The organism is Aquincola sp. J276, from assembly GCF_024700035.1.
Taxonomy (GTDB): domain Bacteria; phylum Pseudomonadota; class Gammaproteobacteria; order Burkholderiales; family Burkholderiaceae_C; genus Aquincola; species Aquincola tertiaricarbonis.
Map to the genome: position 1 here is coordinate 3,265,296 of NZ_JAJONC010000001.1, position 22,547 is coordinate 3,287,842.

General features: G+C 71.3%; 19 protein-coding genes and 3 pseudogenes. 14 read left to right on the forward strand and 8 right to left on the reverse strand.

Annotated elements, in window-relative coordinates; translation table 11 throughout:
• The first annotated feature begins 11 nt into the window (after nt 1–11).
• On the forward strand, nt 12–725 hold the full coding sequence (locus LRS14_RS15150) for a head GIN domain-containing protein (RefSeq protein ID WP_046110876.1): 714 nt from the start codon (nt 12–14) through the stop codon (nt 723–725).
• 16 nt (nt 726–741) lie between these two features.
• Here the strand turns inward: LRS14_RS15150 and LRS14_RS15155 are convergent, their stop codons facing one another.
• Nucleotides 742–1,965 (reverse strand): MFS transporter, encoded by a 1,224-nt coding sequence (locus LRS14_RS15155; protein ID WP_257800044.1) that lies wholly within the window; start codon nt 1,963–1,965, stop codon nt 742–744.
• A gap of 81 nt (nt 1,966–2,046) precedes the next feature.
• On the opposite strand from LRS14_RS15155, the gene LRS14_RS15160 reads away from it, so the two are divergent.
• The gene (locus LRS14_RS15160) at nt 2,047–3,018 is read left to right on the forward strand and encodes a GlxA family transcriptional regulator (RefSeq protein WP_257800045.1); all 972 of its coding nucleotides are present in this window, start codon (nt 2,047–2,049) and stop codon (nt 3,016–3,018) included.
• Nucleotides 3,019–3,031: 13 nt separating this feature from the next.
• Here the strand turns inward: LRS14_RS15160 and mmsB are convergent, their stop codons facing one another.
• From mmsB to LRS14_RS15185, 5 genes are read right to left on the reverse strand one after another with little or no spacing between them, the layout of a single operon-like run.
• Nucleotides 3,032–3,940 (reverse strand): 3-hydroxyisobutyrate dehydrogenase, encoded by a 909-nt coding sequence (gene mmsB, locus LRS14_RS15165; protein WP_257800046.1) that lies wholly within the window; start codon nt 3,938–3,940, stop codon nt 3,032–3,034.
• A gap of 30 nt (nt 3,941–3,970) precedes the next feature.
• Nucleotides 3,971–5,119: an enoyl-CoA hydratase/isomerase family protein gene (locus LRS14_RS15170; RefSeq protein WP_257800047.1), complete on the reverse strand. Its 1,149-nt coding sequence runs from the start codon at nt 5,117–5,119 to the stop codon at nt 3,971–3,973.
• Nucleotides 5,112–5,900, reverse strand: a complete 789-nt coding sequence (locus LRS14_RS15175; RefSeq protein WP_257800048.1) for an enoyl-CoA hydratase — start codon at nt 5,898–5,900, stop codon at nt 5,112–5,114. The genes LRS14_RS15170 and LRS14_RS15175 overlap by 8 nt, the downstream gene beginning before the upstream one ends.
• A gap of 15 nt (nt 5,901–5,915) precedes the next feature.
• Nucleotides 5,916–7,076, reverse strand: coding sequence for an acyl-CoA dehydrogenase family protein (locus tag LRS14_RS15180; protein ID WP_257800049.1), 1,161 nt, complete (start codon nt 7,074–7,076; stop codon nt 5,916–5,918).
• 16 nt (nt 7,077–7,092) lie between these two features.
• On the reverse strand, nt 7,093–8,610 hold the full coding sequence (locus tag LRS14_RS15185) for a CoA-acylating methylmalonate-semialdehyde dehydrogenase (protein ID WP_257800050.1): 1,518 nt from the start codon (nt 8,608–8,610) through the stop codon (nt 7,093–7,095).
• A 129-nt stretch (nt 8,611–8,739) separates the two neighbouring features.
• Between LRS14_RS15185 and LRS14_RS15190 the strand changes: the two genes are divergently transcribed.
• From LRS14_RS15190 to LRS14_RS15205, 4 genes are all read left to right on the forward strand, one after another.
• Complete coding sequence (locus LRS14_RS15190; RefSeq protein WP_257800051.1) at nt 8,740–10,200, forward strand: short-chain fatty acyl-CoA regulator family protein; 1,461 nt, start codon at nt 8,740–8,742, stop codon at nt 10,198–10,200.
• A gap of 72 nt (nt 10,201–10,272) precedes the next feature.
• Entirely contained in the window at nt 10,273–11,562 is a 1,290-nt protein-coding gene (locus tag LRS14_RS15195) for a hypothetical protein (protein ID WP_257800052.1), read from the forward strand.
• A gap of 13 nt (nt 11,563–11,575) precedes the next feature.
• Complete coding sequence (locus LRS14_RS15200; protein ID WP_257800053.1) at nt 11,576–12,034, forward strand: hypothetical protein; 459 nt, start codon at nt 11,576–11,578, stop codon at nt 12,032–12,034.
• Nucleotides 12,031–13,665: a diguanylate cyclase domain-containing protein gene (locus LRS14_RS15205; RefSeq protein WP_257800054.1), complete on the forward strand. Its 1,635-nt coding sequence runs from the start codon at nt 12,031–12,033 to the stop codon at nt 13,663–13,665. Before LRS14_RS15200 ends, LRS14_RS15205 begins: the two co-directional genes overlap by 4 nt.
• Nucleotides 13,666–13,721: 56 nt before the next feature.
• Here LRS14_RS15205 and LRS14_RS15210 read toward each other — a convergent pair whose 3' ends face one another.
• The gene (locus LRS14_RS15210) at nt 13,722–13,922 is read right to left on the reverse strand and encodes a hypothetical protein (RefSeq protein ID WP_257800510.1); all 201 of its coding nucleotides are present in this window, start codon (nt 13,920–13,922) and stop codon (nt 13,722–13,724) included.
• Here LRS14_RS15210 and LRS14_RS30705 point away from each other — a divergent pair.
• The 8 genes and pseudogenes from LRS14_RS30705 to LRS14_RS15250 all read left to right on the forward strand — a co-directional run.
• Nucleotides 13,845–14,258: pseudogene (locus tag LRS14_RS30705) on the forward strand (alpha/beta fold hydrolase); the annotation flags it as partial. The gene LRS14_RS15210 and the pseudogene LRS14_RS30705 sit on opposite strands and share 78 nt — an antisense overlap.
• On the forward strand, nt 14,185–14,610 hold the full coding sequence (locus LRS14_RS15220; RefSeq protein WP_404977584.1) for a serine aminopeptidase domain-containing protein: 426 nt from the start codon (nt 14,185–14,187) through the stop codon (nt 14,608–14,610). The pseudogene LRS14_RS30705 and the gene LRS14_RS15220, both read left to right, overlap by 74 nt.
• Nucleotides 14,611–14,656: 46 nt before the next feature.
• A pseudogene (locus tag LRS14_RS15225) lies at nt 14,657–16,132 on the forward strand (M20 family metallopeptidase).
• 164 nt (nt 16,133–16,296) lie between these two features.
• The gene (locus LRS14_RS15230) at nt 16,297–16,803 is read left to right on the forward strand and encodes a TRAP transporter small permease (RefSeq protein WP_046110888.1); all 507 of its coding nucleotides are present in this window, start codon (nt 16,297–16,299) and stop codon (nt 16,801–16,803) included.
• Nucleotides 16,800–18,097: pseudogene (locus tag LRS14_RS15235) on the forward strand (TRAP transporter large permease). Before LRS14_RS15230 ends, LRS14_RS15235 begins: the two are co-directional and overlap by 4 nt.
• Nucleotides 18,098–18,128: 31 nt before the next feature.
• The gene (locus LRS14_RS15240) at nt 18,129–19,166 is read left to right on the forward strand and encodes a DctP family TRAP transporter solute-binding subunit (RefSeq protein WP_046110890.1); all 1,038 of its coding nucleotides are present in this window, start codon (nt 18,129–18,131) and stop codon (nt 19,164–19,166) included.
• A gap of 76 nt (nt 19,167–19,242) precedes the next feature.
• Nucleotides 19,243–20,280, forward strand: coding sequence for a glycerophosphodiester phosphodiesterase family protein (locus LRS14_RS15245; RefSeq protein ID WP_052736013.1), 1,038 nt, complete (start codon nt 19,243–19,245; stop codon nt 20,278–20,280).
• Between the two features lie 85 nt (nt 20,281–20,365).
• Entirely contained in the window at nt 20,366–21,382 is a 1,017-nt protein-coding gene (locus tag LRS14_RS15250; protein WP_046110891.1) for a LysR family transcriptional regulator, read from the forward strand.
• Here the strand turns inward: LRS14_RS15250 and LRS14_RS15255 are convergent.
• Nucleotides 21,344–22,399 (reverse strand): aminoglycoside phosphotransferase family protein, encoded by a 1,056-nt coding sequence (locus tag LRS14_RS15255; RefSeq protein WP_046110892.1) that lies wholly within the window; start codon nt 22,397–22,399, stop codon nt 21,344–21,346. The genes LRS14_RS15250 and LRS14_RS15255 overlap by 39 nt on opposite strands.
• Nucleotides 22,400–22,547 lie beyond the last annotated feature (148 nt).

The window sequence follows — 22,547 nt, forward strand, 5'->3', positions numbered from 1 at the left end:
AGGGAGTTGCCATGGCCGTACGAGCACCTCGCATCGCCGCCATCGGGTTCCTGGCCGCCCTGCTGGCCATCACCGCACCGCCTTCGCGGGCCGAGCACGAGACCCGGGAGCTGTCCGGCTTCGACCGGCTGGAGCTGCGCACCGGCGCACGCATCGTCATCCGGCAGGGCATGCCCGAGGGCATCGAGATCGAGGCCGGGCCCGAGGTGCTGCCGCTCATCGGCACGCGGGTGGACAACCGCACGCTGCACATCCAGGACGAACAGACCTTCGAGCCGCAGGCCGCCCGCGTCACCGTCACGCTGCGGCAGCTGCGCGGGCTCAGCACGTCGGGGCTGACGCAGGTGTCGGCCAGCGGCCTGTCGGGCGGCGAGCTCAGCATCACCGGCGGCGGCGGCAGCGCCATGCGGCTGCAGCGGCTGGAGGTGGGACGGCTGCGCGTGGCCCTGGGCGGCAGCAGCCGGCTGGTGCTGGACGGCAGCGCGCGGGAGCTCACCGCGCAGCTGGGCGGCAGCGCCGGGCTGGACGCCGGCCGGCTGGATGCCGGCGCGGCGATGGTGCAGGGCGGTGGCAGTGCCCGGGCCACGGTGTGCGTGCGCTCGTCGCTCAACGTGGCCATCGGCGGCGCGGCCAGCGTGGGCTACTACGGCATGGTCAAGCCCACGGTGGCCATCGGCGGCACGGCCACGCTGAAGGCGCTGGGCCCGATGCCGGCCCTGCGCTGACGAGGCCGTCCCCGCGTCAGGGGCGCCGCTCGGCGCGCACCCACCAGGCCGTCATGCCGGCGGCCAGCACCAGCAGCGGCAGCGTGGCCGCGTTGAGCGTGGCCCAGCCCACGCCCTGCAGCACCGGGCCTGCGGCCAGCGTGGCCACGGCGGTGGCCGCATAGCGCAGCAGCTCGGCCGCACCCTGCACCCGCGCACGTTCGGCCGGCCGGTAGCTGCGGGCCAGCAGCGTGGTGCCGCCCACGAACATGAAGTTCCAGCCGATGCCCAGCAGCAGCAGCGCCAGCTCGAAGGCCCGCAGCGAGGCGCTGCCCAGCGCGACCAGGCAGCACAGCGCGCACAGCGCCATGCCCAGCGCCAGCACCCGCGGCAGGCCCCAGCGCGCGATCAGCGCCCCGGCGAAGAAGGCCGGCCCGTACATGCCCACCAGGTGCCACTGCATGATGCGCGCGCCGTCGTCGATGGCATGGCCGCAGGCCACGGCGGCCAGCGGCGCGGCCGTCATCACGAACATCATCGCCATGGCGGCCACCACGTTGTTGGCCACCGCCGCGCAGAAGACCGGCTGGCGCATCACCTCGCGCAGCGGCCGGGCGGGCAGGGCCGGCGGGGGCGCGGCGGCCGCGGCCACCGGCGCGTCGCCACCGCGGTACAGCCCGGCCAGCAGCAACACCGACAGGCCGCCGAGCAGCGCCACCATCAGGTAGGCGCCGGCAAAGGCGGACGGGGCCAGCCAGTCGCGGCTCCAGGCGGCCAGTGCGGGGCCGGCCAGCGCGGCCAGCACGCCGCCGGTCATCACGCGCGAGACGGCGCGGGCCTTCAGCGCCTCGGGCACGGCGTCGGCGGCGGCCAGCCGGTAGTACTGGGCGAAGGCCTGGAACACGCCCACGGCCGCGGTGCCGGCACAGAACAGCCAGAAGTGCTGCTGTACCACCGCCAGCACCGACACCAGGCCGCCCGCCGCACCGCTGGCCGCTCCCAGCACGAAGGCGCGGCGGCGGCCGATGCGCTCGATGAGCTGCGCCGCGAACCAGGTGACCACCGCGCCGGCCACGGTGATCAACGCAAACGGCAGCGTGGCCAGCGCCGGCACCGGCGCCAGCTGCTGGCCGGTGAGGCCGGTGAGCGTCAGGTCGATGGAGATGGCGGCGATGTACAGCGCCTGGCAGGCGGCCAGCACCAGCGCATCGCGGCGGCTGGTGGCGGCAAGGCGGGGCAGGGCAGGGTCGAGGGTGGACATGGGCACGGCAGGCGGATTGACGTGCGCCCATGGTGGGCGCCACACTGCGGCAGAGATGACAAACTTCCCGCGCTTTCTGCCATGACGCGCCAGGTGGCCATCGTGGCCTTCGAAGGCTTCGAGCTGCTCGACCTGGCCGGGCCGATGACCGTGTTCCAGATGGCGGCCACGCTGTCGCCGGCACGGCGCGGGCGGCCGGCCTATGCGGTGCAGGCGGTCTCCTGGCGGGGCGGGTCGGTGGCCAGCGTCACCGGGGTGTCGATCGACACCGTCGCGTGGTCCGGGGCCGCACCGGGCACCGTCGTCGTGCCGGGTGGCGCGCCGCTGCGCGAGCAGCGCTGCGGACCGGCGCTGCAGGCGCTCACGCCCTGGCTGCAGTCGCTGGCGCGCAGCCGGCGGCGCATCACCAGCGTGTGCACCGGGGCCTTCGCGCTGGCCGACGCCGGCCTGCTGGACGGCCGCCGCGCCACCACCCACTGGCGACATGCGGCCACGCTGCAGCAGCTGCATCCGGCGGTGCGGGTGGACAGCGACCGCATCTTCATCCACGACGGCCCGGTGTGGACCTCGGCCGGCATCAGCGCCGGCATCGACCTGGCACTGGCGCTGGTGGAGGAGGACCACGGCACCGCGCTGGCCCAGGCGGTGGCCGGCGAGATGGTGGTCTACCACCGCCGCGCGGGCGGCCAGTCGCAGTTCTCGTCGCTGCTGGCGATGTCGCCGGGCAGCGAGCGCATGCGCGCGGTGCTGGCCCACATCCGCGAGCACCTGACCGCCGCCCTGACGGTGGACGACCTGGCGGCGGTGGCCTGCCTGAGCCCGCGGCAGTTCGCCCGTGCCTTCCGTGCGGAGACCGGCCAGACGCCGGCCAAGGCGGTGGAACGCATCCGCGCCGAGGCAGCCCGTTTGCGCATCGAGGCCGGCGACGGCAGCGTGGCCGCGGTGGCCCGTGCCAGCGGCTTCGGCGACGAGGAACGCATGCGCCGCGCCTTCATCCGCCTGTATGGACAAGCGCCGCAGGCGGTGCGGCGTGCGGCGCGTGCGGCTGCCTGACGCTGGCCGGTCTTCAGCCCTTGCCGGTCAGCAGCTTCAAGATGCTGGAGAAGTCTTCCCCGCCGTGCCCGGCCTTGCTGTGCGCCGCATACAGCTGCCGCGCCAGCCCGCCCAGCGGCACCGAGGCGTTGGCGCCGAGGGCGGCTTCCAGCGCCAGGCCCAGGTCCTTGAGCATCAGGTCGGTGCCGAAGCCGCCGGTGTAGCCCCGCGAGGCGGGCGCCGCCTCCATCACGCCGGGCATCGGGTTGTACTTCTCCAGCGCCCAGTTGCCGCCGGAGCTGCGGCGCATCACCTCCGACAGCACCTTGGCGTCCAGCCCCAGCGCCTGGCCCAGCGACAGCGCCTCGCTGGTGCCGATCATCAGCACCGCCAGCAGCATGTTGTTGCACAGCTTGGTGGCCTGGCCGGCGCCGGCCTCGCCGCAATGGAACAGGTTGGCGCCCATGTGCTTCAACACTGGCGTGGCCCGTTCCACCGTGGCCGCCTCGCCGCCGATCATGAAGGTGAGGGTGCCGGCCGCCGCGCCCGCGGTGCCGCCCGACACGGGTGCGTCGAGAAAGGCCAGGCCGCGCGCCTGGGCGGCCTCGGCCACCTTGCGGGCGCTGGCCGGCGCGATGGTGCTGCTGTCGATCACCAGCGTGCCGGCGGGCAGCGCGGCCAGCAGGCCGGCCTGCTCGCCCTGCGGCAGGTACAGCGATTCCACATGCCGGCTGGCCGGCAGCATGGTCACCACCACCTGCGCGCCCTCCACCGCGGAGGCGGCGCTGGGCGCGATGCGCAGGCCTTCGGCCGCGTGGCGGCTGCAGGCCTCGGCGCTGAGGTCGAAGCCGGCCACCTCATGCCCGGCCTTCTTCAGGTTGAGCGCCATCGGGCCGCCCATGTGGCCCAGGCCGATGAAGGCGATGCGTTGCTTGTCGTCCATGTTGTCTCCTCGGTGTCCGTGTCGGCTTGTCTAGACAAGATCCGCCAGCGGATGCGGTCCGTCGTGCCGGGGCTGGAAATGCGCATCCACATGGGCCTGGGTGACCGCGTCCAGCGTCGGCGGGTCCCAGCGCGGGTTCTTGTCCTTGTCGATGAGCAGGGCACGCACACCTTCGGCGAAGTCGTTGGCCAGGCAGCAGCCCAGCGACACCTGGTACTCCAGCCGCAGCGCATCGGCCAGCGACAGCGTGCGCGCGCGGCGCAGCAGCTCGTACGACACCGCCGCCGAGCTGGGCGAGCCCTTGATGAAGCCCTGCGCCGCCTGCGCCAGCCAGGGCTCGGCATGGTCGGCCAGGCCGCGCAGCCGCGGCGCGATGTCGGCCAGCCGGTCGTGGCCCATGGTCTTGTTGATGAGGTCGAGGTGGGTGCGCACCGGGGCCGCGGGCAGCTCATCCGGCGTGCCCAGCGCCTCGATCAGGTGGCTGAGCCGGGCACCGTCGCGCTCGGCGTCGCCGCGCCAGGGCGCCTCGGCCATGGCGGCCAGCAGCGCGGCCTTGTCCTCGTGGCGGGCCACGAAGTCGGCCAGGCCCAGGAACAGCGCGTCGGCCGCATGCACCGAGGCACCGGTGAGCGCCAGGAACAGCCCGGTCTTGCCCGGCATGCGCGGCAGGAACCAGCTGCCCGCCACGTCGGGGTACAGGCCGATCGCCACCTCGGGCATCGCCAGCCGCGTGCGCGGCGTCACCACCCGGTGCGAGCAGCCGGCCAGCAGCCCGATGCCGCCGCCCATCACGATGCCGTGGCCCCAGCCGACGATGGGCTTGGGGTAGGTGTGCAGCCGGTGGTCCAGCCGGTACTCGTGCTCGAAGAAGGCCTCGGCCAGCGGCGACACCGTGCCCGGCGATTCGGTGCGCAGCGACAGGATCTCGCGCGCCAGCGAGGCCACGTCGCCACCGGCGCAGAAGGCCTTGTCGCCGGCCGCGTCCAGCACCACGGCCACGATGCCCTCGTCGTCGGCCCAGGTGTCGAAGGCCGAGGCCAGGCGCTTGACCATCGGCAGGTTCAGCGCATTCAGCGTGGCGGTGCTGTTGAGCGTGACATGGCCGATGCGGTGGCCGCTGGTGGTGGCGATCTCGCGCACCGCCACGCCGTGGGTGGTCATCTGGTCGAGGTCAAGCATTGCGCCACTCCGGGTGGCGCTTGGCCAGGAAGGCATTGACGCCTTCGCGCTGGTCTTCGCTGTCGAAGAGGGCCACGAAGGCCTCGCGCTCGGCCACCAGCACCTGGTGCGCCGGCTGGTGGCGCGCGCCCTGGATGAGCTTCTTGCACGCGGTGACGCTGGTGGGGCTCTGCTTTTCCACCATCGCGGCCATGGCCAGCGCACGCTGCAGCGCGCCGCCGCGCGGCACCACGTCATCCACCAGGCCGATGCGCAGCGCGGTAGGCGCGTCCACCCGCTCGCCCAGCAACACCATGCGCTTGGCCCAGCTCTCGCCCACCGTCCAGGCCAGCCACTGGGTGCCGCCGGCACAGGGCAGCAGGCCGACGGTGGCTTCGGGCAGGGCCATCTGCGCATGTTCCTCGGCCACGCGCAGGTCGCAGGCCAGCGCGCATTCCAGGCCGCCGCCCATCGCATAGCCGTTGATGGCCGCGATGCTCACGCCGCGGAAGGCGGCCAGCGCCTCGAAGGCTTCGCCGAAGCGGCGCGCCATGGTGGCGGCGCGGCCCTTGTCGCCATCGGCAAACAGCTTCAGGTCGGCGCCGGCGGAAAAGAACTTCTCGCCGCTGCCGGTGATCACCAGGCTGTAGATCTCGCGCTCGGCATTGAGCTGGGCCACCAGCCGGGTGAGGGCGCCCAGGCTGGCCTCGGTCCAGGTGTGGGCCGGCGGGTTGTCCAGCGTCACCACGGCGGTGTGGCCGCGGCGCTCGAGCCGCAGGCCCGTGAATTCAGCGTTGTTCAAGTTGTCCATACAAGTTCAGCGGAGGGTGTCGGTCGCGTTGTCCTGCAGCATGCGGCGGGCGATGATCACCCGCATGATCTCGTTGGTGCCTTCCAGGATCTGGTGCACCCGGGCATCGCGCAGCAGCCGTTCCAGCGGGTATTCGCGGATGTAGCCGTAGCCTCCATGCAGCTGCAGCGCCTCGTTGCACACGCGGAAGCCCAGGTCGGTGGCCAGGCGCTTGGCCATCGCGCAGTAGGTGGTGGCGTCGGCATGGGCTGCGTCCAGCTTGCTGGCGGCCAGCCGCACCATCTGGCGCGCGGCCACCAGCTCGGTGGCCATGTCGGCCAGCTTGAACTGCAGCGCCTGGAACTCGGCCAGCGGCTTGCCGAACTGCTTGCGCTCATGCAGGTAGCGCTGCGCGGCGTTGAGTGCGCCCTGGCCGGCGCCCACCGAGCAGGTGGCGATGTTGATGCGGCCGCCGTCCAGGCCCTTCATCGCGATCTTGAAGCCTTCGCCTTCTTCGCCCAGCCGCTGCAACGCGGGCACGCGCACGTCGTCGAAGGTGATCTGGCGCGTGGGCTGGCTGTTCCAGCCCATCTTGTCTTCCTTGCGGCCGTAGCGGATGCCTTCGCTCTTGGCATCCAGCACGAAGGCCGAGATGCCGGCCGCGCCCGGGCCGCCGGTGCGCGCCATCACCACCAGCACATCGGTGGCGCCGGCGCCGGAGATGAAGGCCTTGCCGCCGTTGAGCATGTAATGCTCGCCATCCAGCCGCGCGGTGGTGCGCAAGGAGGCGGCGTCCGATCCGGCGCCGGGCTCGGTCAGGCAGTAGGAGCCCAGCCATTCGCCACGCGCCAGCGGCTGCGCAAAGCGCTCGGCCACCTCGGGCCGCGCGAAGCTGCCCACCATCCAGGTCACCATGTTGTGGATGGTGATGTAGGCCGCGGTGGAGGGGCAGGCTGCGGCCAGTTCCTCGAACACCAGCGTGGCGTCGAGCCGCGACAGGCCCAGCCCTCCCGCGGCCTCGGGCGTGTAAAGGCCCATGAAGCCCAGCTCGCCGGCCTGGCGCAGCGTGTCGATCGGGAAGAAGGCCTCGGCGTCCCACTGCGCTGCATGCGGCGCCATCGCGCTCTGCGCAAATTCGCGTGCGGTCTGCTGGAAGGCGCGCTGGTCGTCGTTCAGTTCGAAGTCCATGGGCCGCGGCGCGCCGTCACTTCAGGCTGATGGTGGTGTTCACGCCCGCGCTGACGTCGTCGTCGAACCAGCGCGCCGTCACCGTCTTGGTCTGCGTGTAGAACAGCACCACCTGCTTGCCGTAGGGGCCCAGGTCGCCCAGCTTGGAGGCGCGCGAGCCGCTGAAGGAGAACAGCGGCACCGGCACCGGGATGGGCACGTTGATGCCCACCTGGCCGACGTCGATCTCCTCCTGGAACTTGCGCGCCGCCGCGCCCGACTGGGTGAACAGCGCAGTGCCGTTGCCGTTGGGGTTGGCGTTGATCATGGCGATGGCGTCGTCCAGCGTCTCGGCCTCGGCCAGGCACAGCACGGGGCCGAAGATCTCCTCGTCGTACACCTTCATGCCCGGCTTCACGCCGGCCAGCACGGTGGGGCCCACGTAGTTGCCTTCGGCCGTGCCGCTGGCCAGTGCCGGCTGGCGGCCGTCCAGCGCCAGTTGCGCGCCTTCCTCGATGCCCTGGCCGATGAGCCGCGTGACACGGTCCTTGGCGGCGCAGGAGATCAGCGGGCCAACGTCGGTGCCCGCGGCATCGCCCGCGCCCACCTTCATCGTGCGGGCCTTGGCCACCAGGTCGGGCACCCACTCGCGCGCCGCGCCCACCAGCACCGCCACCGACACCGCCATGCAGCGCTGGCCGGCCGCGCCGAAGGAGGCGCCGAGCAGCGCGTTGATGGTCTGCTCCTTGTGGGCATCGGGCAGCACCACCGCGTGGTTCTTCGCGCCCATCATGCATTGCACCCGCTTGCCGGCCAGCGACGCGCGCTGGTACACATGGGTGCCCACGCGGGTGGAGCCGACGAAGCTGATGGCCTTGATCACCGGGTGGTCGCAGATGGCGTTGACCACTTCTTCCGCGCCGTGCACCACGTTCAGCACGCCGGGCGGCACGCCGGCTTCCATCGCCAGCTCGCACAGGCGCATGGTGACCATCGGGTCCTGCTCCGAGGGCTTCAGCACGAAGGTGTTGCCGGTGGCGATGGCCATCGGGAACATCCACAGCGGGATCATCGCGGGGAAGTTGAACGGCGTGATGCCGGCGCACACGCCCAGCGGCTGCAGCAGGGTGTACGTGTCCACCCCGCCGGCCACGTTGTTGGCCAGCTCGCCCAGCTGCAGGTTGCCGATGCCGGCCGCATGCTCCACCACCTCAAGCCCGCGGAACACGTCGCCTTCAGCGTCGGCCAGGGTCTTGCCCTGCTCGGCGGTGAGGATGGCCGCCAGCTCCTTCATGTTGTCGCGGATCAGCTGCTGGTACTTCAGGAAGATGCGCGAGCGCTGGCCGATGGGCGTCTTGCGCCAGGTCTTGAAGGCTTCGGCCGCGGCCTGTACCGCCGCATCCACCTCGGCCACCGTGGCCAGCGGCACCCGCGCCAGCACCTGCTGCGTGGCAGGGTTGACGATGTCCTTCCACTGCGTGCTCTGCGATTCGACGAGCTGGCCGCCGATCAGCAGCGGCACGGTCTTGGCGGTGGGGGTGAAGCTGGGGGCCATGGAATGTCTCCGTTGTGAAGGGGCGGGTCTTCACACAGAATCTATCCACCAACTTCACAAGTCTCAAGCGTTGCAGAGCAGAAAAGTGCAAACCCTAGTGCGCCCGGAGGCCCGGTTCTTGTGAAGCCTGTGAAGTCGACCGCCATGCCGCCGGCCGGCCGCAAGCTGTTCGTCGGCGCCCGCGTGCGCCGCCTGCGCGAGCAGCGTGGCCTCAGCCAGCAGCTGCTGGCGCAGCGGCTGGGCCTGTCGCTCAGCTACGTGAGCCAGATCGAGAATGACCAGCGCCCGGTCACGGCCGCGGTGCAGCTCAAGCTGGCCGAGGTGTTCGGCGGGGATGCGGCGCAGTTCCCCGAGCACGAGCACCAGCGCCTGCTGGCCGAGCTGGATGCGGCGCTGAACGACCGCACGCTGTCCGCCGCGCCGGTGCCTGCGCCGCAGCTGGCGCGCATGGTGGCGCAGGCGCCCGAGCTGGTGCAGGCCTTCCTGGCGCTGCACCAGAGCCACCTGCGGCTGCAGGAGGAGCATGCGCAGACCATCGACCGCTTCTACGGCGAGCTGGGCGGCGACCACCTGCGCGGCCCCATCGCGCCGCCGCCGCACGAGGCGGTGCGCGAGCACTTCAACAAGCTGGAGAACTACGTCGACGTGCTGGACCGTGAGGCCGAGCTCATCGCGGCGCAGCACCAGGTGCAGCCCGGCCGCCGTGCCTCAGCGCTGCGGGCGCTGCTGCAGCAGGCCTGCGGCGTGGAGGTGGTGGCCGCCGCCGGCATGGGCGCCGACGGCAGCCTTCGCCGCTACGAGCGCGCCCGCCGGCGGCTGCATGTGCCGGCGCACCTGAGCGACGCCCAGCAGGCCTACCAGATGGCCACGCAGTACGCGCTGCTGGCCTGCCGCGAGGCCATCGACGCGGTGGTGGGCGCCGCCGGCTTCGCCGATGCCGACACCCGCGCGCTGGCCCACCAGGGCCTGGCGCACTACTTCGCCGGCGCACTCATGCTGCCGTACCGCACCTTTCTGGCGGCGGCGCGCACGGTGCGCTACGACATCGAGCTGCTGGCGCAGCGCTTCCAGGTCAGCTTCGAGACGGTGTGCCACCGCCTGAGCACCCTGCAGCGGCCCGGCGAACGCGGCGTGCCGGTGTACTTCGTGCGGGTGGACCAGGCCGGCAACATCAGCAAGCGGCAGAGCGCCACCGCCTTCCACTTCGCCCGCCACGGGGGCGCCTGCCCGCTGTGGCAGGTGCACGAGGCCTTCACCCAGCCCGGCCGCATCCTCACCCAGGTGGCGGAGATGCCCGACGGCACGCGCTTCTTCGGCATCGCCCGCACCATCGAGCGCGGCGGCGGCGGCTACCTGGCGCGGCGCAAGCTGTTCGCCGTCGGCCTCGGCTGCGAGCTGGTGCATGCGCACGAACTGGTGTACGCCGATGGCCTGAACCTGGCCGCGCCGCAGCCGGTGGTGCCCATCGGGCCGGGCTGCCGCGTGTGTCCGCGCGCGGACTGCGTGCAGCGGGCCTTTCCGCCGGCCGGCAAGCCGCTGGTGGTCGAGACGGACAGCGAATCGCTGGTGTCCTACCGCTTCGATCAATGATGGAACCATAGGCCCTCAATCGAGGGATTGCATGTAGATATCATCTGGACGGATCAAATCCACCAGATCGACATGCGCTTTCCCTTCCTGCTGGCCGGGCTGACCATCGGCTGCGCCTTGCTGGCGCTGACGCACGCCACCGCCCATGCCCAGGCCGACACCGGCCTGCATATCCATGGCTTCGGCACGGTGGGCGTGACCGCCATCAATGCGCCCGACGACTGGGGCATGCGCCGCTCGCACAAGCAGCGGCGCAATGACGGCGGGCTGCGCATGGACGTCGACAGCCGCCTGGGGCTGCAGGCCAACTACGCCCTGGGCGACGAGGTGGAGATGGTGGGCCAGGCGGTGCTGCAGCCGCAGGTGCAGGTGCAGCCGGTGGAACTGGCCTTCGTCGCCTGGCGGCCGCGGCCGGACCTGACGCTGAGGCTGGGCCGCACGAACAACGACGTGGTGCTGCTGTCCGAGTCGCGCAACATCGGCTTCAGCTACCTGTGGGTGCGCCCCAACCACGACGCCTATGGCCCGCTGCCCATCTACCTGCTGGACGGCATCGACGCCACCTGGCAGCACCAGGGCGGCGGCGCCCACTGGAAGGTGCATGCCTTCGCCGGCCGCGGCTCCACCACCGTGGACGGTGCCACCGGCCAGCGCAGCCAGCGCTACGACATCCAGCGGCTGGCGGGCCTCACCGTCTCCCGCGACCAGGGCGGGCTGCACCTGCGGGGCACGGTGGCTGCGGTGCGCGCGGCCCTGGGGCGCACCGCGGTGGCCACCCGGGCCCTGCAGACGCTGGGGCAGGTGGCGGCGCTGCCGCTGCCCACGGTGGCGGCCGAGGCAGCCGAGCTGCGCGAGGTGCTGGGCGGCCTGCTGGATTCGCGGCGGGTCACCTACGTGGGCGCGGGCCTGGCCTTCGACGACGGCGGCCCCTGGATCGCCACCGTGGAGGTGATGCGCGCGCTGTCCGAGGAGCGGTACATCAGCGGCCGCTTCGGCTATGCCAGCCTGGGCCGGCGCATCGGGCCGGTGACGGTGTACGGCACGGCCGGAGTGGGGCGCTTCGGCACCGGCTGGCAGACCCTGTCCGACTGGACCGAGGCCCTGGCACCGCTGGCCGGGCCGGAGGTGGCCAGCGCCGTGGGCAACGCCGGCGCCGTCGTGCACCGGGAAGTGCACGGCGGGGCCACCCACCAGCATTCGGTATCGGTCGGCCTGCGCTGGGACCTGCATCCGCGCGCCGCCCTCAAGCTGCAGCTGGACCGCTTCAGCGTGGAGCGCACCGGCAGCCTGTTCTGGACCACCGGGGAAGCCCGGTCTGCGCGGCCCGTGGTGGGCAGCGTGGTGCTCGATTTCATCTTCTGATCGACCACCGCGCATGAAACAGCCGAGCCGTTGCTTCTTCCTTGCCGCCCACCGGCTGCTGGCCTGCGTGCTGGCCGTGGCTGCCACCGCGCCCGCCCGGGCCGACCTCTACGTGGTGGTGCATGCCGACAACCCCAGCCGTTCGATGACGCAGAAGGAAGTGCTGGACCTGTACATGGGCCGCAGCCGCGTCTTCGCCCATGGCGACGTGGCCCTGCCCTTCGACCTGCCGCGCGACAGCAGCGGGCGCGAGCGCTTCTACCAGGCGTTGGCCGGCATGGGCCTGTCGCAGGTCAACAGCTACTGGTCGCGACTGATGTTCACCGGCCAGAGCATGCCGCCGCTGCCGCTGCCCGGCGAGGCGGAGATGCTGGCCATCGTGCGCCGCAATCCGAATGCCATCGGCTACGTGGCCACCGAGCCCGCCGACCGCGGCATCCGCACCGTGCTCGTGTTGCGGGAGCCGCGTTGAAGCCACGCCGCCGGCGCTGGCGCGCGCTGGGCCGGCTGCAGGCGCGGCTGCTGCTGACGGTGGCCGGCGGCGCGGTGGCTTTCGCGCTGCTGGCCGCGGCCGCGGCCTATGCCCTGGGCGCCCAGCGCAGCCAGGCCGACGCCCGCCGCACGCTGGACGACCTGGCCACGGCCGTCGAGAAGACGGTGCAGATCGGCACCTTCAGCAGCGACACCGTGCTGCTGGGCGAGGTGGCCGGCGGGCTGGTCGGCCATCCGCTGCTCCTGCGCGCCGTGATCCGCGATGCCGCGGGCCGCGTGCTGGTCGACACCGGCACGGCGGCGCGGCCGCCGGCGGACTGGTCGCTGCTGCGGCCGGTGCTGTCGCCCTTCGATGCGCGTGAACGCATCGGCACGCTGGAGCTGCTGCCCGACGCCGATGAGCAGCGCCGCAGCGCCCGGGCCGAAGCCCGCACGCTGGCGCTGCCGCTGGTGGCGCAGACGCTGCTGGTAGCGCTGCTCGTGTACGCGGTGGCGGCTCGGCTGGTGTCCGCGCCCATCGTGCACACCGCCGGCGCACTGCGCCGCATGCAGCCCGGCACCGCCGAGCGCCTGCCCACGCCGCCGCTGCACCAGCACGACGAGATCGGCGAGCTCATCGCCGGCGCCAACGCCCTGCTGCAGGCCAACCAGCTGACGCTGCAGCGCGAGCGGGCGCTGCGCGCCGAGATCGAGGCGATGGAGGCGCAGTACCGCGAGATCTTCGACTCCACCAGCGCGGGCATCTTCGTGCTCACGCCGTCCGGCCGGCTGCTCAACAGCAATCCCACCGCGCTGCGCGTGGTGGGCATGCCGCTGCGCGAGATGCGCGACCTGCGCGAGACCGACTTCCTGCGCGAGGTGTTTGCCTGGCCCGAGCGGGTGGAAGCCATGATCCGCGAGGCCCTGCGCAGCGGCCACACCGTCTCCGGCGACCTGGAGCTGCGCCGGCGCGACCAGGGCCTGCAGTGGGTGCACTGCCTCATCTCCGTGCAGGGCCACGACGCCGCGGAGGGCGGCCGGCCTGGTGCGCAGCGGCTGATCGAGGCGGTGATGTACGACGTGACCGAGCGCATCCGCACCGAGCACCATGTGCGCTACCAGGCCGAGCACGACATGCTCACCGGCCTGCGCAACCGCGTGGGCTTCGAGGCGCGGGTCGAGCGCATGCTGGCCGCGCCCCAGCATCCGGCGCTGTGCCTGCTCTACATCGACCTGGACGGCTTCAAGCGCGTGAACGACGAGCTGGGCCATGCCGCCGGCGACGGGGTGCTGCGTGCCTGCGCGCTGCGCATGAAGCATGCGGTGCGCCGCGGCACCGACAGCGTGGCGCGGCTGGGCGGCGACGAGTTCGCGGTGGTGCTGCAGCATGCCGGTGGGCATGAGGAGGTGGTGGCGCGCATGGCCGCCCACCTGCTGGCGGCGCTGTGCGAGCCCATCAAGCTGGTGGACGGCCGCACTGCCCAGGTGGGTGCCAGCATCGGCATCGCCACCGCGCCGCGCCACGGCGCCACGCTGCAGGCCCTGGCCGAAGCCGCCGATGCGGCAATGTACGAGGTCAAGCGCACCGGCAAGAACAGCTTCGCCACCGCCTGGCGCGCGCCGCCGGCCTAGACACCCGCCTGCCGACCGGGTTGCCAAGGTAGGGGCTGCGCGCGCAAGCGGGCTGCCTACACTGCGGCCACATGTTTGCATTGCGCACCGACGACGGACTGCCGCTGCACCTGCGACGCTGGTCCGCACCGGGCGCGGCCCGCGGCACCGTGCTGCTGGTGCACGGCCTGGGCGAGCACATCGGCCGCCATGCCGCGCTGGCCGACGAGCTGAACCGGCAGGGCTGGCACGTGGCCGGCTACGACCAGCGTGGACACGGGGCCTCCGGCGGTGCCCGCGGCCATGTGGCCGGCCCGTACAGCCTGCTGTCCGACCTCGGCAAGATGGTGGCCCACTGCCGCGCCCAGTCACCCGGGCCGCTGGTGCTGCTGGGCCACAGCCTGGGCGGCCTGGTGGCCGCGCGCTACGTGGCCGAGGCACTGAACGCCCAGCCGCATGCCTGGTGCCGGCCGGTGGAAGGCCTGCTGCTGTCCTCCCCCCGCGCTGGACGCGGGGCTGAACGGCCTGCAGCGTGGGCTGCTGCGCATGATGATGTCGCTCAAGCCCGAGCAGGCGCTGCCCAGCGGGCTCAAGGCCGAGTGGCTGAGCCGCGACCCGGCCGCGGTGCAGGCCTACCGTGGCGACCCCCTGGTGCACGACCGCATCACGCCGCGGCTGCTGCGCTTCATCGTTGATGCCGGCGTGCTGGTGCGTGCGCAGGCGCCGCGCTGGAGCCTGCCCACGCTGCTGCTGTATGCCGGCGCCGACCGCTGCGTGGACCCCGAAGGCAGCGCCGCCTTCGCCGCCCGCGCCCCGCGGCGCTGGGTGCATGCGCAGTGCTTCGATGGCTGCTTCCACGAGCTGTTCAATGAACCGCCGCCGGCGCGCACGCAGGCGCTGCAGGCGGTGCACAAGGCATTGCAGGCATTGGCCGAGCCGCCGGTCGATGCCCTGCGGCAGGCCTAAACTGGCCTGCACGCCCGATCCAGCCCATGCCGAAAGGACCGCCACGATGAATGCCCGCGACCCCAGCCTGCCCCTGCAACCGGATGAAACCTCGGCCATCGCCAGCTTCGCTGCCCAGGTGTGGGACGAGGAGATCGTGCCCGCGGTCACCCGCTACATCGGCATCCCGTGCAAGAGCCCGATGTTCGATGCCGACTGGCAGAAGAACGGCCACATCGAGCAGGTGATGCGCGAGGCCGCCGAGTGGGTGGAAAGCCGCAAGGTCGAGGGCCTGAAGCTGGAGATCGTGCGCCTGGAAGGCCGCACGCCGGTCATCTTCTTCGAGGTGCCCGCCACCAAGGCCGGCAGCGACGACACCATCGTGCTGTACGGCCACCTGGACAAGCAGCCGGAGTTCAGCGGCTGGCGCAACGACCTCGGCCCCTGGACGCCCAAGTACGAGGACGGCCTGCTCTATGGCCGCGGCGGCGCCGACGACGGCTATGCGGTGTATGCCTCGCTCACCGCCATCATGGCGCTGGACCGGCAGGGCATTCCGCGCCCGCGCTGCGTGGGCATCATCGAAGCCTGCGAGGAAAGCGGCTCCTTCGACCTGCCCGCCTACCTCGACCTGCTGCGCCCGCGGCTGGGCAACGTCAGCCTGGTGGTGTGCCTCGATTCGGGCGCCGGCAACTACGAGCAGCTGTGGCTGACCACCAGCCTGCGCGGCATGGTCAGCGGCGTGCTGAAGGTGGAGGTGCTGACCGAAGGCGTGCACTCCGGCGATGCCAGCGGCCTGGTGCCTTCCAGCTTCCGCATCCTGCGCCAGGTACTCGACCGGCTGGAGGACAGCCGCACCGGCGAGCTGCTGCCGCAGAGCTTCCATTGCGAGATCCCGGCCTCGCGCGTCGAGCAGGCCCGCGCCACCGCCGCCATCCTGAAGGACGAGGTCTGGAAGCGCTTCCCCTGGGCCTGCGGTGCCGAGGGCAGCCCCACGCTGCCCACCACCACCGAGCCGGTGCAGGCGCTGCTCAACCGCACCTGGAAGCCCACGCTGTCGGTGGTGGGCGTGGACGGCTTCCCGAGCTGAAGAACGCCGGCAACGTGCTGCGGCCCTACACCGCCTTCAAGCTCAGCCTGCGGCTGCCGCCGCTGGTGGATGGCAACGAGGCGGCGCTCAAGCTCAAGGCGCTGCTGGAGGACAACGCGCCCTACAACGCCAAGGTCACCTTCCAGCCCGACGGCCGCGCCGGCGCGTTCGGTGCCAACGGCTGGAATGCGCCGGAGCTGTCGCCCTGGCTGTACGAGGCGCTGAACAGCGCTTCGCTGGCGCAGTTCGACGCGCCGGTGGGCTTCGTGGGGCAGGGCGGCACCATCCCGCTGATGAGCATGCTGCAGCAGGGCTTCCCCCAAGGCCCAGATGATGGTGTGCGGGGTGCTGGGCCCCAAGAGCAACGCCCACGGCCCCAACGAGTTCCTGCACGTGCCCTACGGCAAGAAGCTCACCGCCGCGGTGGCGCAGGTGATGGCTGCCTGCCCTTGACGTCGGCGCCCAGGCTCGCTGCGCTCGCGGCCCCGCAAGGTTGCGTCCAAGCCCTTGGGGCGGCCCGGCGGGCTTGATAGTGATAACCCGCGTCGGTGGCGCGGGGGCTGCGGCTATAAACGGGGCCGCCAATTTCCAGCAGGACCCGTTCGTGAAAGCCGACCGTGAATGAGCCGCAGGGCTTGCCGCCCGACGAGGCTCCGCCGCCAGTGAAGGTGCCACTGGCCATTGAAGACTGGCTGGCCGTGCTCATCATGGCCGCGCTGGTGCTCATCACCTTCGCCAACGTGCTGGTGCGCTACTTCAGCAACCAGTCCTTCGCGTGGACCGAGGAGATCTCGGTCTTCCTGATGATCGTGATGACGCTGGTGGGCGGCTGCGCCGCCGTCGCGCGGGACATGCACATCAAGATCGAGTACCTGCTGGACGTGGGCAGCAGCCAGCGCCGGCGCCGCCTGCGGCGCTTCGGTGCGCTGTGCACCGCGGGCTTCTTCCTGCTGCTGGCGGGCCTGAGCGTGCGCATGGTGTGGGACGAGTTCCGCTACGACGAGACCACGCCCGCCATCGGCCTGCCGGCCTGGTGGTTCTCGGTGTGGCTGCCGCTGCTGTCGCTGGCCATCGCCGGCCGCGCCTTCGGGCTGTACCGGCGCCTGCGCCCGACCGAAGCATGATCGCCGCCACGCTGTTCCTGCTGTTCATTGGCCTGATGCTGCTGGGCGTGCCCATCGGCGTGGCGCTGGCGCTGGGCGGTTCGCTGGCCATCGCGCTGGCCAACCCCGACACGATGATGTTCGGCCTGCTGGCGGTGCCGCAGAACTTCTACGCGGGCCTGGCCAAGTACCCGCTGCTGGCCATCCCGATGTTCGTGCTGGTGGGCTCGATCTTCGACCGCTCGGGCGTGGCGCAGCGGCTGGTGAACTTCGCGGTGGCCATCGTGGGCCGCGGACCCGGCATGCTGCCGCTGGTGGCCATCGCGGTGGCGATGTTCCTTGGCGGCATCTCCGGCTCCGGCCCGGCCAATGCGGCCGCGGTGGGCGCGGTGATGATCGCGGCGATGAACCGCGCCGGCTATCCGCCGGCTTACTCGGCCTCGGTGGTGGGCGCGGCCGCAGCCACCGACATCCTCATCCCGCCGTCCATCGCCTTCATCGTCTATTCGGTGATGGTGCCCGGCGCCTCGGTGCCGGCGCTGTTCGCGGCCGGCATGGTGCCGGGCATCATGGCCGGCATCGCGCTGGTGGTGCCGGCGGTGTGGCTGGCGCGCCGCCACCGCATGGGCGCATTGGAAGCCGGCATGCCGCGCCCGCCTTTCTGGCCCAGCCTGGTGCAGGCCTCGTGGGGCCTGGCGGCGCCGGTGCTCATCCTGGGCGGCATGCGGCTGGGCTGGTTCACGCCCACGGAAGCCGCGGTGGTGGCGGTGGTGTACGGCCTGTTCGTGGGCATGGTGGTGCACCGCACGATCGGCGTGCGCGACCTGTTTCCCATCCTGCGTGAAGGCGCCGAGCTGTCGGCCGTCATCCTGATGGTGGTGTCGCTGGCGGGCATCTTCGCGTATTCGCTGTCCACGCTGTCCATCATCGATCCGGTCACGCGGGCCATCGTCAACTCGGGCCTGGGCGAATACGGCGTGCTGGCGCTGCTGATCGTGGTGATGATCGTCGCGGGCATGTTCCTGGACGGCGTGTCCATCTTCCTGATCTTCGTGCCGCTGCTGCTGCCCATCGCGCAGCACTACCAGTGGGACCTGGTGTGGTTCGGCGTGCTGCTCACGCTGAAGGTGGCGCTGGGCCAGTTCACGCCGCCGATGGCCGTCAACCTGATGGTGTCGTGCCGCATCGCCCGTGTGCGCATGGAAGCCACCATCCCTGGGTGGGCTGGCTGCTGGCCGCGATGGGCAGCGTGATGCTGCTCGTCATCGTGTTCCCGCAACTGGCGCTGTGGCTGCCGCGGGTGCTGGGTTACTGAAGTTCAACCGATCAACCGGAGGAGACGAAACATGAAACGACGACTGTTGGGTGTGGCGCTGTCGGCCCTGGCCGCGGCCGTGATGGGCCTGGCCGGCGGTGCCGCGCAGGCGCAGAACTACAAGGCCGAATACAAGCTGTCCACGGTGCTGGGCCCGGCCTTCCCCTGGGGCAAGGGCGGCGAGCTGTGGGCGGAGCTGGTCAAGCAGCGCACCAACGGCCGCATCAACATCAAGCTGTATCCCGGCACGTCGCTGGTGCAGGGCGACCAGACGCGCGAGTTCACCGCCATCCGCCAGGGCGTCATCGACATGGCCATCGGCAGCACCATCAACTGGTCGCCGCAGATCCGCGAGCTGAACCTGTTCTCGCTGCCCTTCCTGCTGCCCGACTACGCGGCCATGGACGCCATCACGCAGGGCCCGGTGGGGCAGGACATCTTCGCCCTGGTGGAAAAGGCCGGCGTGGTGCCGCTGGCCTGGGGCGAGAACGGCTACCGCGAGATCAGCAACAGCAAGCGCGACATCAAGCGGCCCGAGGACCTCAAGGGCCTGAAGATCCGCGTGGTGGGCTCGCCGCTGTTCATCGACACCTTCACCGCGCTGGGCGCCAACCCCACGCAGATGAGCTGGGCCGACGCCCAGCCCGCGCTGGCCAGCGGCGCGGTGGACGGGCAGGAGAACCCCATGTCCATCTTCACCGCGGCCAAGCTGCAGACGGTGGGCCAGAAGCACGTGACGATGTGGGGCTATGTGGCCGACCCGCTGATCTTCGTCGTCAACCGCGACGTGTGGCAGAGCTGGACGCCGGCCGACCGCGAGATCGTCAAGCAGGCCGCCATCGACGCCGGCAAGCAGGAGATCGAGATCGCCCGCAAGGGCCTCGCCGAAGCCGACCAGCCGCTGCTCAAGGACATGAGTGGCCTGGGCGTGTCCGTCACCCGCCTGAGCGCGGCCGAGCGCGAGGCCTTCGTGGCCGCCACGCGCCCGGTGTACGACAAGTGGAAGAACAGCATCGGCGCGCCGCTGGTGACCAAGGCCGAGCAGGCGATCGCCGCGCGCAGGAAGTGACGGCCGTTTAACGGCTGCGTCACAGGCGCCCGGCACAGTGCGCCCCTTCGAAGAACCACACATCACAGGAGTACCGATGTCGATGAACTTGAAGGGGGCCGTGCTGGCCCTGGCCGCCGCCGCCTCGCTGGCCGCACCCTTCGCGGCCCAGGCCGCGCTGAAGACGCTGGACGGCAAGGCGCCGCTGGTCATCGCCCACCGTGGCGCCAGCGGCTACCTGCCCGAGCACACGCTCGGCGGCTACGAGCTGGCCATCAAGATGGGCGCGGACTACATCGAGCCCGACCTGCAGCTCACCAAGGACGGCCAGCTGGTGGCCATGCACGACACCTCGCTGGCGCGCACCACCAACGTGGAACAGGTGCTCGGCCAGCGCAACGGCGGCTACCGCGTGGGCGACTACACGCTGGCCGAGATCAAGACGCTGACGGTCAACCCGTCGGGCGGCCTGTCCAGCACCACCTACCCCGGCTTCAACCCCAGCGCCGCCGAGCCGTACCGCGTGCCCACCTTCCAGGAGGTGATCGACTTCACCAAGCAGCAGAGCGCGCTGGCCGGGCGCGAGATCGGCATCTATCCGGAAGTGAAGACCGCGGGCCTCGAGATCGAGACCAAGGTGCTCGACACCCTGGTGGCCAATGGCTACAAGACCGGCGACAAGGTGTTCATCCAGTCGTTCAATGCCTCGTCCATCCAGAACATCAACACCCGACAGACGCAGCTGGGCTACGACTTCCAGCTGGTGGTGCTGGGCAGCGCAAATGCCATCGGCACGCTGGGCCTGGCCAACATCGCCCAGTACGCCGACGGCGTGGGCGTGTCCATCGGCAGCGCCGGCATGGGTGAGAGCTTCATCGCCGCCGCGCATGCAGCCAACCTGAAGGTGCACGGCTACACCTTCAGCAAGTTCGACGACACGGCCAATGCCCAGTACCTCGAGTGGTATGGCTACGGCATCGACGGTGTATTCAGCAACTACACCGACAAGGCCCTGGCCGCGCGCACCGAGTTCCTGGCCGCGCAAGTGCCCGAGCCCGGTACCTGGGCGATGTTCGGCCTGGGCATCGCCGGCCTGGCGGTGTTTGCACGCCGCCGCCAGCAGGCCGCCGCGTAACAGCGCTGTAACGGCGGCACGGCCCGGGGGCCGATTGGCCCCTGCGGCTGGCGGTTCATTGCGCTTGGGCCAACAATGCGCGCCTATGGACCAGTTCAAAGCCATGCGCACCTTCGTGCGCGTCATCGATGAAGGCAGCTTCGCCGGCGCCGCGCGTTCGCTCGACGTGGCCCCGGCCGTCGTCACCCGCGTGGTGGCCGAGCTGGAAGCCCACCTGGGCACCCGGCTCATCAACCGCACCACGCGCCGCATTGCGCTCACCGAGATCGGCGAGCAATACCTGGAGCGCTCGCGGCTGATCCTGGCCGAGGTGGAAGAGGCCGAGGCCCTGGCCAGCAGCGCCCAGCGCGAGGCCCGCGGCATCGTGCGGCTGCGGGTGCCGCCGGCCTTCGCGGTGCACCGGGTGGCGCAGCTGCTGCCGGCCTTCCACAAGCTCTATCCGCATGTCACGGTGGAGATCAATGCCTTCGGCGCGGTGGACGACATCGACGACTCGCAGGACATCACCATCCTGTGGAAGCGCGGCCCGCTGGACGGCGAGTTCGTGGCCCGGCGCCTGGCGCGCAGCGAGGTGGTGCTGTGCGCCGCGCCCGAGTACCTCGACCTGCACGGCCGGCCCAGCCATCCGCGCGAGCTGAGCACGCACAAGATCCTGATCCCGCCGGTGTCGGAGATGCAGAACGGCCTGACCTTCTACCGCGGCGTGTGGAGCGAAGGCGAGCCCGAGGCCGAGGCGGTGTCGCTGGTGCGGCCCGGCCCGTCGCCGATGAGCTCGCTCAACACCGATGTCAACTATGCCGGTGCGCTGGCCGGGCTGGGCATCGCCGGCCTGCCGTCCTTCATCGCCGGCGATGCACTGGTAGAGCAGGCGCTGGAGCGCGTGCTGCCCGAGTGGCAGCTGTTCACCTTCACGCTGTGGGCCTGCATGCCTTCGCGCAAGCATGTGCCGGCGCGCACGCGGGCGCTGCTGGAGTTCCTGGTCAGCAGCTTCGGCGGCGAGGACCGCGACCCCTGGCTGGAAGCCGCCGGCTGCCCGACGCTGGATTGCGAGGGCTCGGCCGCTTCAGCGCAGCGAATAGGCGATCTCGCCGCGCATGCCTGACAGCGGCTCGATCAGCGGCAGCAGCGGGCCCAGCTCGCGGTAGCGCCGTGCCACCTTGGTGGCATAGGCGAAGAAGCGCGGCAGATCCTCGGCGTACTTCGGCTTGCCGTCGCGGTGCTTCAGGCGGCTGAAGATGCCCAGCACCTTCAGGTGGCGCTGCAGGCCCATCCATTCCACCTGCCGCCAGAACTCGCCGAAGTCCAGCGGCACCGGCAGGCCGGCCTTGCGCGCCTGCTCCCAGTAGCGGGCGGCCCAGTCGATCTCGCGTTCCTCCTCCCACGACAGGAAGGCGTCGCGCAGCATCGAGGCCACGTCGTAGGTCAGCGGGCCGCGCACCGCATCCTGGAAGTCGAGGATGCCGGGGTTGGGGTCGCACACCATCAGGTTGCGCGGCATCCAGTCGCGGTGCACGGCCACCTGCGGCTGCGCCAGGGCGCTGTCGGCCAGCCGGCGTGTCACATGCGCCCAGTGCTTCAGTTCGGTCTCGCCCCAGGTGACGCCGAATTCCCGGCCCACGCACCATTCGGGGAACAGCGCCATCTCCCGCTGCAGCAGCGCCTCGTCGAAAGGCGGCAGGCTGCTGGCGTCCACATGCACCTGCCAGTGCACCAGGGCCTTGATGGCGTCGCGCATCAGCGCATCGGCCTGGCCCGCGGTGGCTTCGGACAGCGCATCGAGGTAGAGCTGCCGGCCCAGGTCAGTCAGCAGCAGGAAGCCCTGTGCCTCGTCGGCCGCCAGCACTTGCGGCGCATGCAGGCCCGCGCCGGCGATCAGGGCGGCCACCTTCACGAAAGGGCGCACGTCTTCCTGCGGCGGTGGCGCGTCCATCAGCACGAAGCTGCGGTGCGATGCGCCGTCGATTCGAAAATACCTGCGAAAGCTGGCATCGGCCGAAGCCGGCCGCAGGCTGGCCACGTCCAGGCCGTGCTGCACGGCCAGCGGGGCCAGCCATTGCTGGAAAGCGGCCTGCCGCGTGGCGCTGGGCCAGGCGATGGCGGACGGGGAAGTGGCGGTCATAATCGATTCTACAAATCGCCCCGGTGTCGCCAGTGCGGCCGCGTGCCGCCCCGCCGGGGCCGGCTGTGGCCCACTTGCCCGCCGGACGTTTCCCGCTGCTGCCCGAGTTGCTCTTGACGCGCCCGAATCCATCGCACCTTGCCTGGCT

Coding starts and splice junctions, on each gene's coding strand:
- LRS14_RS15200 (WP_257800053.1), top strand. CDS start 11,576: ATGAAACAGCCGAGCCGTTGCTTCTTCCTTGCCGCCCACCGGCTGCTG.
- LRS14_RS15155 (WP_257800044.1), bottom strand. CDS start 1,965: ATGTCCACCCTCGACCCTGCCCTGCCCCGCCTTGCCGCCACCAGCCGC.
- LRS14_RS15170 (WP_257800047.1), bottom strand. CDS start 5,119: ATGCTTGACCTCGACCAGATGACCACCCACGGCGTGGCGGTGCGCGAG.
- LRS14_RS15150 (WP_046110876.1), top strand. CDS start 12: ATGGCCGTACGAGCACCTCGCATCGCCGCCATCGGGTTCCTGGCCGCC.
- mmsB (WP_257800046.1), bottom strand. CDS start 3,940: ATGGACGACAAGCAACGCATCGCCTTCATCGGCCTGGGCCACATGGGC.
- LRS14_RS15240 (WP_046110890.1), top strand. CDS start 18,129: ATGAAACGACGACTGTTGGGTGTGGCGCTGTCGGCCCTGGCCGCGGCC.
- LRS14_RS15195 (WP_257800052.1), top strand. CDS start 10,273: ATGCGCTTTCCCTTCCTGCTGGCCGGGCTGACCATCGGCTGCGCCTTG.
- LRS14_RS15185 (WP_257800050.1), bottom strand. CDS start 8,610: ATGGCCCCCAGCTTCACCCCCACCGCCAAGACCGTGCCGCTGCTGATC.
- LRS14_RS15160 (WP_257800045.1), top strand. CDS start 2,047: ATGACGCGCCAGGTGGCCATCGTGGCCTTCGAAGGCTTCGAGCTGCTC.
- LRS14_RS15250 (WP_046110891.1), top strand. CDS start 20,366: ATGGACCAGTTCAAAGCCATGCGCACCTTCGTGCGCGTCATCGATGAA.
- LRS14_RS15245 (WP_052736013.1), top strand. CDS start 19,243: ATGTCGATGAACTTGAAGGGGGCCGTGCTGGCCCTGGCCGCCGCCGCC.
- LRS14_RS15180 (WP_257800049.1), bottom strand. CDS start 7,076: ATGGACTTCGAACTGAACGACGACCAGCGCGCCTTCCAGCAGACCGCA.
- LRS14_RS15255 (WP_046110892.1), bottom strand. CDS start 22,399: ATGACCGCCACTTCCCCGTCCGCCATCGCCTGGCCCAGCGCCACGCGG.